The organism is Bradyrhizobium sp. LVM 105 (genome assembly GCF_003957705.1).
Taxonomy (GTDB): domain Bacteria; phylum Pseudomonadota; class Alphaproteobacteria; order Rhizobiales; family Xanthobacteraceae; genus Bradyrhizobium; species Bradyrhizobium frederickii.
Genome location: NZ_QZMV01000006.1, coordinates 101,126 through 117,508 on the forward strand (window position 1 = coordinate 101,126; position 16,383 = coordinate 117,508).

Consider the following 16,383-nt stretch of genomic DNA (forward strand, 5'->3'; position numbering starts at 1 on the left):
GATAAATCGCCGAAACGGGCGAACAATCGAAACCAGGAGTTTGCAATCGTGGACCGCCTCACCAGCATGGCCGTGTTCGTTCGGGCGGTCGATCTCGGCTCCTTCGCGGCCGCGGCCGATGCCCTGGAAATGTCGAGCCCGATGGTCGGCAAGCATGTGCGCTTCCTCGAAGAGCGCCTTGGCGTCCGCCTCCTCAACCGCACCACGCGCCGCCAGAGCCTGACCGAGGCTGGGCAAGCCTATTACGAGCGCTGTCGCGTGGTACTGCTCGAAGCGGACGCCGCCGATGCCGTCGTTGCCGACCAATTGTCCGAGCCGCGTGGCAGGCTGCGCGTGACCATGCCGGCCCTGCTAGGCCGGCACTGCATCGCTCCCTTGCTGATGAAGCTCGCGCGAAAGCATCCGCGGCTCGAACTCGACCTCTCCTTCAGCGATCCGATCGCCGACATCATCGAGGCCGGCTACGACCTTGCGATCCGGACCGGCGATCTCGACGACCAGTCCGGCTTGATCGCACGCCGCATCGCCAGCCAGCGCATGGTGGTGTGCGGCGCGCGCTCGTACTTACGGGCGAGCGGCAAGCCGAAATCGATCGACGATCTCACCGCGCATCAGGCGATCATCTATCGCCGCTCGGGGCACGTCCGTCCGTGGCTGTTTCCACAAGGCGGCGGGTCCGTGCGCGAGATCATGCCGTCCGGCCGGCTACGGCTCGACGATCTCGAGGCGATTGCCGATGCCGCCACGCAGGGCATGGGGCTCGCCTGGCTGCCGTACTGGCTGGTCCGCGAGCGCCTCGCCACCGGCGCGCTGATCAGTCTCCTCAGCGGCCATCCGGAATTCCTCTACGAATGCCACGCGCTCTGGCCGCGCTCACCCCACTTGCCGCCAAAGGTCCGAGTGGCCGTGGATACCTTGGCCGCAGCCCTGCCGAAGCTGATGACATAAAGGACGGTCTCCCCCATTAACCCCCCGTCCACCATCCGGCCCGCCCCGCCGCCGGTAACCATTGGAATTAACAGACCCTCAACACACCCCCGACAAATCTATCAATGTTTCTGGAGATTTCGCCGTGGATCTGTTGGTTTTCGAGTTCCTGGGGTTGGCGCTGGTCGCCATGTGCGTGATCGTGGTGGCGCTGCCCTGCGCCCGCAAATCCTCGCACCGGGTCCGCTACGAATAGGAATTTCGTCGGAAAAAGCGATTCCGGCCCCAATGCAAGGCTCGAATTCGCATCGAGCCCCTTGACATCACAGCGCTTTCGGCAGAACGGCTGATATCAAGTGTCATGGGCCGTTCATGGATTTGATTACCACCACCGCTGACCTCGCGGCTGCCTGCAGCCGGCTGGCCAAGCACCCCGTCATTACCGTCGATACCGAGTTCCTGCGCGAGACCACCTACTACCCGCTGCTGTGCGTGGTGCAGATGGCCAGCGCCGAGGAAGCCATCGTCATCGACACCCTGGCCGCCGGTATCGACCTCAAGCCGTTCTTCGAGCTGATGGCCAACGAAAGCGTGCTGAAGGTATTCCACGCCGCCCGTCAGGATATCGAGATCATCTGGCACCAAGCCAACATCATCCCGCACCCGGTGTTCGACACCCAGGTCGCCGCGATGGTGCTCGGTTACGGCGACAGCATCGCCTACGACGCCCTGGTCGAGAAGGTCACCGGCCACCGGCCGGACAAGACCCATCGCTTCACCGACTGGTCGCGCCGGCCGCTGACCAAGGAGCAGATGCATTACGCGGTGTCCGACGTCACCCACCTGCGTGACGTGTTCGCCGCGCTCGACGCCGACCTGAAGAAGCGCCGCCGCAGCGAATGGGTCTCCATCGAGATGGAGGTCCTCACCTCCCCCAGAACCTACGACTTCCATCCCGAACGCGCCTGGGAGCGGCTGAAGACCCGCGTGCGCAAGCCGAAGGATCTCGCGGTGCTGATGGAGGTCGCGGCCTGGCGGGAGCAGGAGGCGCAGAGCCGCGACGTGCCGCGCGGCCGCGTGCTGCGCGACGAGGCGATCTCGGACATCGCGACCCACGCGCCGACCACGCTGGAGAAGCTCGCCAACCTGCGCTCGGTGCCGAAAGGGTTCGAGAAGTCCAAATGGGGCGCGGACATCGTCGCCGCCGTCGAGCGCGGGCTCAAGCGGGATCCTGCGACGCTGCCGAAGCTCGAAAAGCCACGCAACAATTCCAACGGCGCCGCCATCGTCGAGCTGTTGAAGGTGCTGCTGCGCATGACCGCCGAGCGCCACGCGGTCGCCAGCAAGGTGATCGCGACGGTCGACGATCTCGAGGAGATCGCGGCCGACGACGAGGCCGACGTGCCCGCCTTGCGCGGTTGGCGCCGCGAATTGTTCGGCGATGCCGCGCTCAAGCTGAAGCGCGGCGAGCTGGCGCTGGCGATCGAGAAGGGTCGCGTGATCGGGGTGCAGCGGGCGTAACCTCGCTGCCAATTGCCAACGCGCAGCGCCCCGCTGCGGCAGTCGGGCCGTCGCCCTTCGAGGCTCGCCGACGAGGCGAGCACCTCAGGGTGACGGGTGACGGGTGATGGATTGGAGCTCACTGTCTCCACCCCGTCATTGCGAGGAGCTCTTGCGACGAAGCAATCCAGAGTTTTTCCGCACAGGCAGTCTGGATTGCTTCGCTTCGCTCGCAATGACGAAATTCGACGCGACAGTATGGCTTACGCCGGCGTCAGCTTGGCCACTTCCGCCTTCATGTCGTCCAGCACGCCCGAAATCGCGGCGACCAGATCGTCGATGTGGGACTTGTTGACGATCAGCGGCGGGCAGATGGCGATGGCGTCCAGCATGTTACGCGAGATCACGCCGCGCTCCTGGAGCATGCGGCTGGCGATGCCGCCGACCGCGCCCGGCGTTGCCGCCGCCGTCTTGCGGCCCTTGTCGAGCACGAGCTCGATCGCTGCGATCATGCCGACGCCGCGAACCTCGCCGACCAGCGGATGACTGGCGAGCTCGCGCAGGCGGCCCTGCATGTAAGCGCCGAGCTCGGCCGCATGCGCGACCAGGCCGCGTTCCTCGATGATCTTGAGGTTCTCCAGCGCAATCGCCGAGCCGACCGGATGGCCGCCGGCGGTAAAACCATGGCCGAGCACGCCGATCTTGTTGCTCTCGTCCGCGATCGGCTCGAACATGCGCTCGTTCAGCATGATCGCCGACAGCGGGAAATAGCTCGACGTGATCTGCTTGGAGACCACGATCGCATCCGGCTTGATGCCGTAGGTCTCGCAACCGAACATCTTGCCGGTGCGGCCGAAGCCGCAGATCACCTCGTCGGCGACCAAGAGGATGTCGTACTTCTTCAACACGGCCTGGACCTTGTCCCAATAGGTCGCCGGCGGCACGATGACGCCGCCCGCCCCCATTACCGGCTCGCCGAAGAACGCCGCGATCGTGTCGGGCCCCTCCTTCTGGATCAGCGCGTCGAGCTCCTCGGCCCGGCGCGTCGCAAACGCCTCCTCGCTCTCGCCGGCGGCGCCGTCCTTGTAGAAATGCGGCGAACCCGTGTGCAGAATGTTCGGCAGCGGCAGGTCGAACGAGCGGTGATTGTTCGGCAGCCCCGTGAGGCTGGCGGAGGCGATGGTGACGCCGTGATAGGCGCGCATCCGGCTGATCACCTTCTTGCGCTGCGGCTGGCCGAGCGCGTTGGAGCGATAGGCGATCAGCTTCAACACGGTGTCGTTGGCTTCCGAGCCGGAATTGGTGAAGAACACCTTGCTCATCGCAACCGGCGCAAGCGCGACCAGCTTCTCCGCGAGGTCGATCGAGGGCCCGTGCGACTTGGCGGAGAAAGTGTGATAGAACGGCAGCGCCTGCATCTGCTTGTGCGCCGCCTCGACCAGCCGCTTCTCGTTGAAGCCGAGCCCGACGCTCCACAGGCCGGCCATCGCCTCGAAATAGCGCTTGCCCGACGCGTCGAAGACGTAAGGACCATCGCCGCGTTCGATCACCAGGGGACCGGCCTGCTGATGCGTGCGCGCATTGGTGTAGGGATGGAGCTGGTAGGCCACATCCCGGGCCTCTTGCGAATTGGGCAGCATGGACATTTGCGAAGATCCTTGAAAAGCGTCACGTCGCAGGCATAGCCGGCGTCATCACTCGATGATCAAGTCCCTTGGCTATTGCGACAGCGCAGAACTTGCAACGCCAATTCGCCGGCAGCAAGCGCTCAGCAGCGTTGCACAAAGCCGCAAACGACAAAGCCGCGCATCAGGGAACGGCAGACCGCAGAACCGCACGTCAGAAACTGCTGGCGAGACAGCTCTCACGCCGCGTCGTCGTCATGCCCATCGTCGGCGCCGGCTGCGGCTTCCCTCACCTCCACCAGCGCCATCGACAGCAGATAGACCGTCGTCGGCAGACCAAGCCTGCGCGCCTTCTCGGCGGCATGCGACAGGTCGCTGGCCAGCTCCTTGAGCTCGTCTCCCCGTGACAATCTCTCACCCCATCCGCCGGTCGCGGCCGCCTACACCGCAACGACGCCGCTGGTTCTGATCAGTTCGGCGCTGGATTGGATTGTAGCAAAATTCCCGATGACATTCACTACCGCATGCTTATAGGCGGCGGCATCGCCTGTGCCCGGCTGGCGGCAAGCCACGGCGTCAGCGACCACCTGGTAGCGATGGCTGCGGTGAAAGCCTTCGGCGGCGGTGGCCAGGATCGTCTCGTCCAAGGAAAACCCGACCAGAATGCAGCGCACATTGCGGATATTGGACATGTAGTCCACAAACCGCGACGAGCTGTAGGCGGAGGGCAGCGGATGCTCGAATGTCAGTTCCCCCGGCCGCGGCTTCATCTCCGCGATCCAATCGGTCAGCCTGGATGCCGGATTGAACCAGGCGGCCTGCGCGATGCGCTTCAGGTGCATCACCGGCCACAGATTGCCGCGCCACAGCGTCACGAGTTCCAGGCAGCGCGCCATGGCGGCGTCGCCGTCGAGGATGACGTGGCGGCGCCCTGGGGTCAGATATTCGATCTGCAGATCCGCGCAGACCAGGATCGGCGGATCGTCATGGATGGAAGCCAGCATTGTCTTGCGCCGAGCTGCACCAGTTTCAGCGGTCGGCGAGCGCGAGGTCCCGCAGCGGTGAGGTCACCGCCCGCCCCGCCGAGGCGTCGAGCACGCCGGGCCGGTCCCAATCGCCCTCGGGACGGATGATCACATAGGGATCGCTGTCCAGCGTGATGGCGTCCGGGCCCGGCTCGATCTCCAACAGCATCTCCGTGTAGGAAAAATCCGAGAAGGTGATCTTGCGATTATGGCCGAGCGGCTTGGCGCCGAAATGCGCCCAGAAATCCACCAGCCTGTCCTGCGCCTGACCGTAGATCTTGCGAAATCCCTTCCGCTTCACATAGTCGACGCTGGCCTGCACCAGCTTGAACGAGACGCGCGAGCGCCGGTACTGGTGCCGCACCGCGAGCCGCTCCACCTTGGCGAAATCGCCGAAGAAGCGCACCCGCAGGCAGCCCGCGGGTTCGTTGCCGACGAAGCCGATGAAGTGCGCCGCGACCATGTCGTTGCCGTCGAACTCCTCCTCGAACGGACAATCCTGCTCGGCGAGATAGACCGCGGAACGAATGGCGGTGACCAGCATGAGATCGTTTGGATCGCGCGCAAGGCGGATGCTGATGGCGCGGGAACAGGGCTTGGCGACAGGGATCCTAGTACCGTGCATCTGCAAAACTCCTTGCTTGAATGATTGCGGCGGGCATACGCATCGGCTGCCGATGCCAGGGCCGCTCGTAGCACCAGAGGTCGGGCTGGAAGCTTGGGACGGGTGCAAAGCCGGTCGCCTTCATGATGTCGCGTCCGGCCACCGTTGACGGCTGCGCATAGCAATCCGCGCCGCGAAACCTTAGCTGTCGAAGATGTGCTGCCGCTTTTCCGAGACCGGCGATGCCGCGTCCCGTCGCCGCGATCGCCCAGATGTAGATGGCGGCGACGTCTTCCTTCGCGGCGGCGAGATAGTGCGTCTCGGGCGCGGTAAGGCAGATCTCGTCGAGCAGCAGCGCATCGTGCCCGCGGTCATTGAGAAACAGAAAGGCCATGCCGCCGACGAGATGGCCCTTTCGGCTGAACGTCAGAATGCTCTGGGGATCGAACGTGGCGTATCGCGCAAGCTCTTCCGCTCCGATCCGCACGCCCGGCACCAGCCGGTGCGCCATCTGCGCCAGCGCGGCGATTTCGGAAGATTGCGCGCACCGGACGTCGACATCCGGGCTCAGCGGCAAGGCATCGAAATCATGCCTTGCGTCAAACGAGCCCCTTTCCATACCCATATCGCGCCTCTATCGTTCGAGGCTTTCGTGCCCCGCTACGTCGACGAGCTTAGCGGCTGGAGATCAGGAGTATGCACCAGTTATTGCACCGGGGTGCTGCGATGATGCAGCACCGTGAAGAGGCCCTGGATGCGTCCTGGGACGATTTGAAACTGTTTTTAGCATGCGCAAAATATAAAAGTTTTCGCAATGCCGCCGAGGAGCTCGGGCTCACCTCGACCACGCTGATGCGCCGGGTCGACCGGCTCGAAGAGAGCATCGGCTGCAAGCTATTCCTGCGCGACCAGAGCGGGCTCACGCTCAGCGATGAAGGCACCGCGATGATCGCAGACGTTGCGCATATGGAGCGTCATGCCTTCAACGTCTTCCGGCGCGCTTCGCGATCGTCGAACGACACCTCGGGCACCGTGCGCGTCGCGGTGACGGAGGGGCCCGGCAATTTCTGGATCCTGCCGCGACTGATCGACTTCCAGAAGACCTACCGCAGGATCACCGTCGATCTGCGTTGCGCGATGGAGCAGGCCGACGTCGCACGGCTTGAATCGGACATCGCGATCCAGCTCGAGCCGCCGACCAATCCCGACCTGATCGTCGCCAAGCTCGGCCGCCTGCACATTTATCCGTTCGTCTCCAAGGAGTACGAAAACCTCTACGGTGTGCCGACGACCCTTGCGGAGCTGAAGGACCACCGTATCATCAAGCAGAGCGCACCGCAGGTCGACGACGGCGCCTATGCCCGCGTGCTCGGACTGAAGTCGCTGGAGGGCATCGTCGGGATCAAGACCAATTCCTCGGTCGGCGTGCTCTACGCCGTCGAACGCGGCGCCGGCATCGGCTTCCTGCCGACGGTCTCGATCGCGCTCGGCGCGCCGCTGGTCGCCGTCGATCTCGGCGTCAGCCACCACGCCGATCTCTGGCTCACCTATCACAAGGAGTTCCGGACCTCCGAGCGCCACAAGATCGTGGTCGACTGGCTCAAGCAGATCTTCGATCCCAAAACCTATCCCTGCTTCCGCGACGAGTTCATCCATCCGAACGCGCTGGTGCCGATGATGACGGCCGCGCGCGAGGGGTTTGGGCTGACGGGATATGTCGCGGCGACGCCGACATAGGCAGGGGCGAACGTCCGCTCACCACCGATATTCGAAGCCGACCATGCCCTGGTGCGAGGTCAGCTCGTTGCGGAATTTGCCGTCGTAATTGACGTAGAGCCGCGCCACACTGGTCAGGCTGAGCGAAGCCGAGGCGCCGGCATCCGCGCCGTAACGGCTCTCGCCGATGCCGGGAACGATGATGCTCTGGCTTCCCAGGCTGACCTGGATCGACCCGAGATCCTGGTAGAAATTGTCGACGAACTTGCCGTAGGCGGACAGGTCGAGGATTTTCTGATCGATGACGAAGTAACGGCCGACCTCGGCCCCGATCATGACGCGTGCGCGCGAGAGCGCCGTCGAGCCGACGTTGAGCGGATCGAGGCCTCCGGTCTCCTGGAACGCCGCGCTGGTGGCGCGCACATATTCCAGCGCCCCTTTGGGCACGACACGCATCTGGTCCTGGGTCCAGTAATAGCTGATCTCGGTCAGCGCGCCGTCGATCGCCGCGCGATAACCCGCGGTCGCAAGGCCGAGACCGGTGTCGCGGCTGGAGCGGACCTTGCCGAAGCCGCGCACCACGGCGAAGGCCCAGGTCCACGGGCCCTTGTCGACCGAGCCGCTGAAGCCGATTTGCGTCAGGTCGAGCGTCGCCGATTGCAGCGCCAGCGGCACGTCGATGTCGGTGTGGCTCTGGTCGACGGAGAAGCCGAGATTGACACCCGGCGCAACGCGCGCGCCAAAGCCGGCGACGCCGCCAACCGTCTTGCGCTTGTCGCCGACGAAGTCGCCTTGCGCATCGGAGCGGACCGAGATGCCGTAGCCCTCGAACCAGGTGCGGTAACGCGGATCTTCCGTGCTGGCCGATGCGCCGCCGCCGCCGGGATTGGTCCGGAACGCCCGGTTGAAACCACCCGATACCTGGTTGCCAAGCCGCTCCAGGAAGCTGGAGCCGAGATTGAGCGCGCCGCTGCGGACCGACTGGTCGTAATTCGTCGATGTCGGCGTCGGGACCGGAGTCGGTGACGGCGTGGGCGTGGGCGTGGGTGTCGGCGTCGGCGTCGGCGTTGGCGTCGTGCTTTGCGCCAGGACTGGCGATATGGCCGACATCATCACGACGATCGCAAATGCCATCGCGATCGCGGCCGCGACCCTGCCGACGCGGCTCCGCCCGATCGTCTGCCCTGTCCCTGAAGGCTGCGAGGTGCAGCACATGACGACTAATCCCGAAGCAAAGGGCGGTCCGCAAAAATGCAACACGAGCGGCTCGCATGTGTGGCGATTTGGGCCGAACTGCCACGGAGGGTCAACCGCCTGGCACGCTGTCGCCGTGCCTATTGCCCTCGGTTGTGGTTCCGCGGCCACAGGTCGCAAAAAGCAGACGATGGTACCCGGCCCGGTCTTGAAAAGCGCGCGCGGCTTGCTAACGCGCGATTTTCATGTTGCAATATCGGACACAATCGGAATTGGCCGCTCGGCTGTGCGTTTCGTGACATTGAGACTCGAACAGACTTCCGGAAGCCCGTTTGTGGCGTGGCACGCGAAAAGGCGGCCGCGTCTTTTTTCTATCTAGTGGAGGAGACTAGCGATGCCGCAAAAGGGCACCGTCAAATGGTTCAACCCGACCAAGGGCTATGGGTTCATCAAGCCGAACGGCGGCGACAAGGATGTGTTCGTTCACATCTCCGCCGTCGAGCGCGCCGGACTCTCGACCCTCAACGAGAACCAGGTGGTTGAATACGACCTCGTGGAGAACCGCGGCAAGGCATCCGCGGAGAACCTCAAGGTCTCCTGATTTCTCTCGAAGCTGACACACGAGAGATCATGACGTTGCCCCCGGCTCTGCCGGGGGATTTTATTTGCGATGAGCGCCGCGAGGACGGCGCTTCAGCCCACCACCGGCGCAATCAGGAAATTCTCCGACGGCCCGCTGCCATCCGTCTTGCAGACGTTGCCCTCGATCCGGACCTTGCCGGTCGCGAGCAGCCGCAGCGCTTCGGGATAGATGCGGTGCTCGACTTCGAGGATGCGCTCCGACAGCGTATCTCCCGTATCGTGGTCGCTGACGGGCACCGCGCCCTGCATCACGATCGGGCCGGCATCGGTCTCGGGGATCACGAAATGCACCGTCGCACCCGACAGCTTGACGCCGGCACGCAAAGCCTGGCCGTGCGGATCAAGGCCGGGGAACGACGGCAGCAGCGACGGATGGATGTTGAGCATCCGCCCATACCAGGCTTTGGTGAACTCGGCCGTGAACAGGCGCATGAAGCCGCCCAGACAGATCAACTCGATGCCGTGCTCATCGAGCGCTGCCTGTAGCACCTTCTCGAAGCCGGCGCGATCCTTCCCGAACGGCTTGCTCTCGATCACCAGCGTGTTGACGCCGCTCGCTTTGGCCCGTTCCAGTCCGAGCGCATCGGCCTTGTTCGAAATGACGAGGGAGATCTCGGCCGGGAAATCCGCCGAGCTTGCGGCCCTGATCAGCGCGGCCATGTTGGAGCCGCGGCCGGAGATCAGGATGGCGACGCGGCGCTTCATCACAGCGCCAGATCGAGGTGGCCGTTATAGACGACGCGGTGCTCGCCCTCGGCCGGGATCACGGTGCCGAGCTGCGCCACGGTCTCGCCGGCGTCGGTGAAGACCTCGATCACCTTGTCGACCTTGTCGGGCTCGACGATCGCGATCATGCCGATGCCGCAATTGAAGGTGCGCAGCATTTCCAGCTCGGCGATGCCGGCCTGTGCCGCCAGCCATTTGAACACCGGCAGCACCGGCAGACGCGCGAGGTCAATGCCGACGCCGAGATGCTGCGGCAGCACCCGCGGAATGTTGTCGGTGAAGCCGCCGCCAGTGATGTGGGCGAGCCCCTTCACCGCGCCGGTCTCGCGGATCGCGCGCAGGCAGGATTTGACGTAGAGCCGCGTCGGCGTCAGCAGCGCGCCGCCGAGCGTCATCACGGGTGCGAACGGCGCTTGCGCGGTGAAGCCGAGGCCTGATTGTTCCACGATCTTGCGGACCAGTGAAAAGCCGTTGGAATGCACGCCGGAAGAGGCAAGACCGATCACGGCGTCGCCCGCCGCGATGTCCTTGCGCGGCAGCAGCGTGCCCCGCTCCGCCGCGCCGACGGCAAAGCCGCCGAGATCGTAATCGCCGTCCTTGTACAGGCCGGGCATCTCGGCGGTCTCACCGCCGATCAGGGCGCAGCCGGATTCGCGGCAGCCTTCCGCGACGCCCGCGACGATCGAGGCCGTGGCCTCGGGGTCGAGCTTGCCGCAGGCGAAATAGTCCAGAAAGAACAACGGCTCGGCGCCCTGCACCACGAGATCGTTGACGCTCATGGCGACGAGGTCGATGCCGATCCCGCCGTGCAGCCCGGTCTCGATCGCGATCTTGACCTTGGTGCCGACCCCATCGGTCGCGGCGACCAGGACGGGGTCCTTGAAACCGGCCGCCTTGAGGTCGAACAGGCCGCCGAAGCCGCCGATCTCGGCATCGGCGCCCGGCCGCGCCGTGGCGCGCACCATCGGCTTGATCAAATCGACCAGGCGGTTGCCCGCGTCGATATCGACGCCTGAATCGGCGTAAGTAAGGCCGTTTTTGCGGTCGGTCATGCCCGATTTCCAGTGGGTTTGCGGCTGGTTACGTCGAATTCCGGGGACACGCAATGGCTCGCATGGCGCTCCTGCCTATACTATGTAGATATCAACCGGTTCAGCCTCCCGAGGGGCCGGATTCGAGGTCAGACCGGGTGCCGGGAAGCGCTTTCGTGAGTATTCCGAACATCATCACGCTGGGCCGCATCATGCTGGTCCCGATCATCGTCTGGGCCATCGTGTCGAGCCAAATGGAGGTCGCGTTCGCCGTCTTCCTGATCGCCGGTATCAGCGACGCCGTGGACGGCTTCCTGGCCAAGCGCTTCAACATGACGAGCGAGCTCGGGGCCCTGCTCGACCCGCTCGCAGACAAGGCGTTGCTGGTCTCGATCTACATGGCGCTGGGCATCTGGGGCGCGATCCCGCGCTGGATCGTGATCCTGGTGGTCTCGCGCGACATCATGATTGTCGCCGCCGTGATCGTATCCTGGCTGTTCGACCGGCCGGTCGAGATGAAGCCGTCGAAAGTGTCGAAGCTCAACACGGTCGCCCAGGTGGCGTTCGCGGCGCTGGTGCTGGCGGCGCTTGCCTTCGGCTTCAAGCCGGCCCCTTATGATATTATCCTGATGGGCCTCGTCACGGTCTTCACGCTCTCCTCGGTGTCGCTCTATCTGGTCGAATGGCTGCGGCACATGAGTACGATCGAGGCCAAGTAGCACGATCGAAGCCAAATGAGGGAATGCGGCCCCGCAAAAGGCCAACTCCCGCCCGATCAAGTCGGAATTCTCTTCAGACGGGCCGGCGCGCCGGCATGGAGCAAGACAAGCGTGGCAGGCCGCGTCCATCCCCGACAATTGGCGTTTTCGCTTCCGCATGCGGAGAGCCTCAGCCGGGACAATTTCCTCGAGGGCCCCGCCAACGCGGCCGGTGTGGCGCTGATCGACAGCTGGCCGGAATGGCCGAACCGGATCATGTGGCTCGCCGGCCCGGAAGGCAGCGGCAAGAGCCACCTTGCCGCGATCTGGGCCGAAATATCAGGCGCCCGCTCGACCGCCGCCAACGTCCTGACCGCCGCCGGCGTTCCGGGCGCGCTCGCCACCGGCGCCCTGGTGGTCGAGGATCTCCGGGCGGGCGATTTCGACGAACGCGCCCTCTTTCACCTGATGAACCTTGCCCGCGAGGACGGCGCCTACGTGCTCTTCACCGGACGCGAGCTGCCGGCCGCGCTGGAGATCGAGCTTCGCGACCTGCGCTCGCGTCTGCGCGCTGTGCCGGTGGTCACGCTGCTGCCCCCGGACGACCAGCTCTTCCGCGGCCTGATCGTGAAATTCTGCGCCGACCACCAGCTCAATGTGGACGAGAGCGTGGTCAGCTATCTCGCCACCCGCCTGGAGCGGTCCTCGGCCGCCGCCCGCCAGGCCGTGGAACTGCTCGACAGCGAGGCCCTGCGGCTCGGCCGCCCCGTCACCAGGGCGCTGGCCGCCGAGCTGCTGCGGGATGCCTGATCCCGCTCACCCGCCCGCAGGCCGCGAGGCCCGCTTGACGCAGCGAAGCGGCGGAACATCAATGTCATCGAAACGTCATCGCTGTAACACATGCTCCCGCGGGTTTTGCGCATAGATCGCAAAGTGAGGCGAGACAGGATGGACAGACTTCTGATGGACTCTGCGCAAACCATTGAAACAAAAGAAAAAATCGTGGAAGCCGAGGGTCTGCCGGCGATCGCCTCCAGCCCCGAACGATTCATCAATCGCGAGCTCTCCTGGCTGCATTTCAACCGCCGCGTCCTGGAGGAATCGGTCAATTCCAACCACCCGATGCTGGAGCGGGTGCGATTCCTGTCGATTTCAGCAAATAACCTCGACGAATTCTTCATGGTCCGCGTCGCCGGCATCAAGGCCCAGGTGCGCGAGGGCATCGCCGAACGCAGCCCCGACGGCTTGACGCCGTCCGAGCAGCTCGCGCTGATCAACCGCACCGTGTCCGAACTTGCCTCCGACCAGCAGGCGATCTGGCGCGACCTGCGCGGCACGCTGGCCGATGCCGGCATCGTGCTGGTCGACGGCAAGGACGTCACCAAGGCGGAACGGACCTGGATCGAGGAGTACTTCCTCAACAACGTGTTCCCGTTGCTGACGCCGCTGGCGATCGACCCGGCGCACCCCTTCCCGTTCATCCCGAGCCTCGGCTTCACCATCGCGCTCCAGCTCACGCGTGCCGCCGACGGCAAGCAGATGAACGCGCTGATCCGCATGCCCGGCAAGATCGACCGCTTCATCCGCCTGCCGGCCGACGGCAAGATCGTTCGGCTGATCTCGCTGGAACAGGCTACCGCCCTGTTCATCAACCGCCTGTTCCCCGGCTACAATCTGCACGGCCAGGGCGCCTTCCGGATCATCCGCGACTCCGAGCTCGAAATCGAGGAAGAGGCGGAAGACCTCGTCCGCCTGTTCGAGACGGCGCTGAAGCGCCGCCGCCGCGGATCGGTGATCCGGCTCGAGATCGACGCCAAGATGCCGGAGCAGTTGCGCAACTTCGTTCAGCACGCGCTGTCGGCCGCCGACGACGAGGTCTTCCTGGTCGACGGCGTGCAGGCGATGAACGAGCTCTCGCAGCTCACCCGCATCGACCGTCCCGATCTTGAATTCACCCCTTACGTGCCGCGCCACCCCGAGCGTGTGCGCGAGCATGGCGGCGACATCTTTGCCGCGATCCGGCAGAAGGATCTCGTCGTCCATCATCCTTACGAATCCTTCGACGTCGTGGTGCAGTTCCTGCAGCAGGCCGCACGCGACCCCGATGTCGTCGCGATCAAGCAGACGCTCTACCGCACCTCCAACAACTCGCCGATCGTGCGCACGCTCGCCGAAGCCGCCGAGGCCGGCAAATCCGTCACGGCGCTGATCGAGCTGAAGGCGCGCTTCGACGAGGAAGCCAACATCCGCTGGGCGCGCGACCTTGAACGCGCCGGCGTGCAGGTCGTCTACGGCTTCCTTGAGCTGAAGACGCACGCAAAACTCTCGATGGTGGTGCGCCGCGAGGGTGGCAGCCTCACCACCTATGTTCATACCGGCACCGGCAACTATCACCCGGTCACCGCGCGCATCTACACCGATCTTTCCTACTTCACCTCCGATCCGACCATCGGCCGCGATGCCGCGCGCGTGTTCAATTTCATCACCGGCTACGCCGCGCCGAGCGATCTGGAAAAGATGGCGGTGTCGCCGCTGACCTTGCGCAAGCGCATCATCGAGCACATCCAGGGCGAGACCGCGCATGCGCGGCACGGCCGGCACGGCGCGGTCTGGATGAAGATGAATGCGCTGGTCGACCCCGATATCATCGACGCGCTCTACGAGGCTTCCCAGGCCGGCGTGCAGGTCGAGCTCGTGGTGCGCGGCATCTGTTGCCTGCGCCCCGGCATTCCCGGCCTGTCCGAGAACATCCGCGTCAAGTCGATCATCGGCCGCTTCCTGGAACACGGCCGAATCTACTGCTTCGGCATGGGCCAGGGCCTGCCGAGCGCCAAGGCGGCTGTGTATATCTCGTCCGCCGACATGATGCCGCGTAACCTCGACCGCCGCGTCGAGGTGCTGTGTCCGCTGCAAAATCCAACGGTGCATCAGCAGGTTCTCGAACAGATCATGGTCGCCAACCTGAAAGACAATGAACAGAGCTGGCAGTTGTTGCCGGACGGGTCCTCAACGCGTATGAAGACCGCGAAAGGCGAGGAGCCTTTCAACGTCCACAACTACTTCATGACAAATCCGAGTCTGTCTGGCCGTGGAAAGTCGCTCAAGGAATCCTCGCCGCGTCGTCTCACGCGCCGGAACGAACGCCATCCGTCCTGATCGGGGATTTCCGACGTGAAGCGGCCGCGCAAGCGCGGCTCGAGCGTCGCGGTCATCGACATCGGCTCCAACTCGGTCCGTCTCGTCGTCTACGAGGCGCTGGCGCGGAGTCTCATTCCGATCTTCAACGAGAAGACGCTGTGCGGTCTCGGGCGCGAGGTGCAGAGCACCGGCCTGCTCGCCCCCGACGCCGTCGACAAGGCGCTGACCTCGCTCAAGCGCTTTCGCGCCTTGTGCCGCGTGATGCAGGTCGGACGCGTGTTTGCGATCGCCACAGCCGCCTGCCGCGACGCCTCCAACGGCCCCGATTTCATCGCCAAGGCCGAGCGCATCTGCGCCGTGAAGATCGAGATCCTGTCGGGCCCGCGCGAGGCGCGGCTGTCGGCGCTCGGCGTGATCTCAGGCATCCATCATCCCGACGGCATCGTCGGCGACCTCGGCGGCGGCTCGCTCGAATTGATCGACGTGCGCAAGAACAGCGTGCGCAGCGGCGTGACCCTGCCGCTCGGCGGGCTCGCGCTGCAGGATCTTGCGCACAGATCGCTCAAGCGCGCCGATCGCATCGTGCGCGAGGAGCTCGACGAGGTGCCGCAGCTGACCGCGGGCCGCGGCCGCAACTTCTACGCGGTCGGCGGGACCTGGCGCGCCCTCGCGCGCATTCATATCATCCAGAGCGGCTATCCGCTCCAGGTGATGCACGGCTATTCGCTGTCCGCGGCGGAGGCGCTCGACTTTTCCCGCAGGCTGCGGCGCCTGGCGGCCGCGAACATGCTCGCCGACATCGAGAGCGTTGCCGACGCGCGCCGCCCGCTCCTCACCTATGCGGCCCTGGTGCTCGAGCACATCATCCGGGTGGCGAAGCCGAAGACCATCGTGTTCTCGACCTTCGGCGTGCGCGAGGGCCTGCTGCATGAGAAGCTGCCGGAGGCGGAACGCAACAAGGACGGCCTGATCTGCGCCGCGGAGGAGCTGAACCAGCTGCTGTCGCGCTCGGCGAAGCACGCCCGCGAGCTGATCGCCTGGACCGATCGCCTCGTGCGCGTGGTCAAGCTGCGCGAGACCGAGGAAGACCGGCGGCTGCGCCACACCGCGTGCCTCTTGTCCGACATCGGCTGGCGCGTGCATCCGGATCACCGCGGCGAGCAGACGCTAAGCCTCGTCGTCAACGGCAATTTCGGCGCGATCACCCACACCGAGCGCGCCTTCGTCGGCCTGTCGGTATTCTATCGCTATGCGGGCCTCAGCGAAGAAAATCAGCCGCCGGTCACCACGCAGGAGTTGCTGACGCCGGCGCAGCTCGAGCGCGCGCGTCTCTTGGGCGCTGCGTTCCGCGTCGCGCATCTGATCTCGGCGGCACGTCCGGGTGTCCTGCCCGCCACGCATTTCCGCAGCCAGGGACGTAAATTGATGCTGGTGTTCGAGCACCGCCTCGGCGACCTCGTCGCCGACCGCGTCGGCAGCCGTTTCCGCCAGCTCGCCCGCCTGATTGGCCGCGCCGGCTCGATCGTGCGGCGCTGACGAACAGGAACAGGGCGTCAA

17 protein-coding genes are annotated in these 16,383 nt (G+C 65.0%); 9 read left to right on the forward strand and 8 right to left on the reverse strand.

The genetic code is table 11. From position 1 onward, the window contains the following. The first annotated feature begins 48 nt into the window (after positions 1-48). Positions 49-948, forward strand: a complete 900-nt coding sequence (locus D6B98_RS18710; RefSeq protein ID WP_126258426.1) for a LysR family transcriptional regulator — start codon at positions 49-51, stop codon at positions 946-948. A gap of 351 nt (positions 949-1,299) precedes the next feature. Further along, positions 1,300-2,448 (forward strand): ribonuclease D, encoded by a 1,149-nt coding sequence (gene rnd / locus D6B98_RS18715; RefSeq protein ID WP_126258427.1) that lies wholly within the window; start codon positions 1,300-1,302, stop codon positions 2,446-2,448. Positions 2,449-2,690: 242 nt separating this feature from the next. Here the strand turns inward: rnd and D6B98_RS18720 are convergent, their stop codons facing one another. The 5 genes from D6B98_RS18720 to D6B98_RS18735 form a co-directional block, all read right to left on the reverse strand. Beyond that, positions 2,691-4,073, reverse strand: coding sequence for an aspartate aminotransferase family protein (locus D6B98_RS18720; protein WP_126258428.1), 1,383 nt, complete (start codon positions 4,071-4,073; stop codon positions 2,691-2,693). A 218-nt stretch (positions 4,074-4,291) separates the two neighbouring features. Continuing rightward, the gene (locus tag D6B98_RS39970; protein ID WP_164718707.1) at positions 4,292-4,462 is read right to left on the reverse strand and encodes a hypothetical protein; all 171 of its coding nucleotides are present in this window, start codon (positions 4,460-4,462) and stop codon (positions 4,292-4,294) included. Between the two features lie 30 nt (positions 4,463-4,492). Further along, on the reverse strand, positions 4,493-5,056 hold the full coding sequence (locus tag D6B98_RS18725; protein WP_126258429.1) for an isochorismatase family protein: 564 nt from the start codon (positions 5,054-5,056) through the stop codon (positions 4,493-4,495). Between the two features lie 25 nt (positions 5,057-5,081). Beyond that, complete coding sequence (locus D6B98_RS18730; RefSeq protein WP_126258430.1) at positions 5,082-5,702, reverse strand: GNAT family N-acetyltransferase; 621 nt, start codon at positions 5,700-5,702, stop codon at positions 5,082-5,084. Then, positions 5,689-6,306 carry a hypothetical protein gene (locus D6B98_RS18735; protein ID WP_164718708.1) on the reverse strand — a complete coding sequence of 206 codons (618 nt, stop codon included), beginning with the start codon at positions 6,304-6,306 and terminating at the stop codon, positions 5,689-5,691. The genes D6B98_RS18730 and D6B98_RS18735 overlap by 14 nt, the downstream gene beginning before the upstream one ends. Positions 6,307-6,377: 71 nt before the next feature. Between D6B98_RS18735 and D6B98_RS18740 the strand changes: the two genes are divergently transcribed. Then, complete coding sequence (locus tag D6B98_RS18740; protein WP_126258431.1) at positions 6,378-7,418, forward strand: LysR family transcriptional regulator; 1,041 nt, start codon at positions 6,378-6,380, stop codon at positions 7,416-7,418. Positions 7,419-7,436: 18 nt separating this feature from the next. Here the strand turns inward: D6B98_RS18740 and D6B98_RS18745 are convergent, their stop codons facing one another. Beyond that, on the reverse strand, positions 7,437-8,612 hold the full coding sequence (locus D6B98_RS18745) for an autotransporter outer membrane beta-barrel domain-containing protein (RefSeq protein WP_126258432.1): 1,176 nt from the start codon (positions 8,610-8,612) through the stop codon (positions 7,437-7,439). Between D6B98_RS18745 and D6B98_RS39975 the strand changes: the two genes are divergently transcribed. Together D6B98_RS39975 and D6B98_RS18755 are read left to right on the forward strand one after the other, a co-directional pair. Further along, the gene (locus D6B98_RS39975) at positions 8,497-8,970 is read left to right on the forward strand and encodes a hypothetical protein (RefSeq protein ID WP_164718697.1); all 474 of its coding nucleotides are present in this window, start codon (positions 8,497-8,499) and stop codon (positions 8,968-8,970) included. The genes D6B98_RS18745 and D6B98_RS39975 overlap by 116 nt on opposite strands. A 15-nt stretch (positions 8,971-8,985) precedes the next feature. Further along, positions 8,986-9,192: a cold-shock protein gene (locus D6B98_RS18755; RefSeq protein WP_018645416.1), complete on the forward strand. Its 207-nt coding sequence runs from the start codon at positions 8,986-8,988 to the stop codon at positions 9,190-9,192. Between the two features lie 92 nt (positions 9,193-9,284). On the opposite strand, the gene purN is transcribed toward D6B98_RS18755, so the two are convergent. Both purN and purM read right to left on the reverse strand, forming a co-directional pair. Beyond that, positions 9,285-9,938: a phosphoribosylglycinamide formyltransferase gene (gene purN / locus D6B98_RS18760; protein WP_164718709.1), complete on the reverse strand. Its 654-nt coding sequence runs from the start codon at positions 9,936-9,938 to the stop codon at positions 9,285-9,287. Further along, positions 9,938-11,011, reverse strand: a complete 1,074-nt coding sequence (purM, locus tag D6B98_RS18765; protein WP_126258434.1) for a phosphoribosylformylglycinamidine cyclo-ligase — start codon at positions 11,009-11,011, stop codon at positions 9,938-9,940. The genes purN and purM overlap by 1 nt, the downstream gene beginning before the upstream one ends. A gap of 155 nt (positions 11,012-11,166) precedes the next feature. On the opposite strand from purM, the gene D6B98_RS18770 reads away from it, so the two are divergent. The 4 genes from D6B98_RS18770 (at position 11,167) to ppx (ending at position 16,362) form a co-directional block, all read left to right on the forward strand. Beyond that, a complete protein-coding gene (locus D6B98_RS18770; protein ID WP_025035876.1) occupies positions 11,167-11,709 on the forward strand; it encodes a CDP-alcohol phosphatidyltransferase family protein in 543 nt (180 codons plus the stop codon). Positions 11,710-11,820: 111 nt separating this feature from the next. Next, complete coding sequence (locus D6B98_RS18775) at positions 11,821-12,498, forward strand: P-loop NTPase family protein (RefSeq protein WP_126258435.1); 678 nt, start codon at positions 11,821-11,823, stop codon at positions 12,496-12,498. Positions 12,499-12,651: 153 nt separating this feature from the next. Further along, the gene (locus tag D6B98_RS18780) at positions 12,652-14,844 is read left to right on the forward strand and encodes an RNA degradosome polyphosphate kinase (RefSeq protein WP_164718710.1); all 2,193 of its coding nucleotides are present in this window, start codon (positions 12,652-12,654) and stop codon (positions 14,842-14,844) included. Positions 14,845-14,859: 15 nt separating this feature from the next. After that, positions 14,860-16,362, forward strand: coding sequence for an exopolyphosphatase (gene ppx, locus D6B98_RS18785; protein ID WP_126258436.1), 1,503 nt, complete (start codon positions 14,860-14,862; stop codon positions 16,360-16,362). The last annotated feature ends 21 nt before the right edge of the window (positions 16,363-16,383 follow it).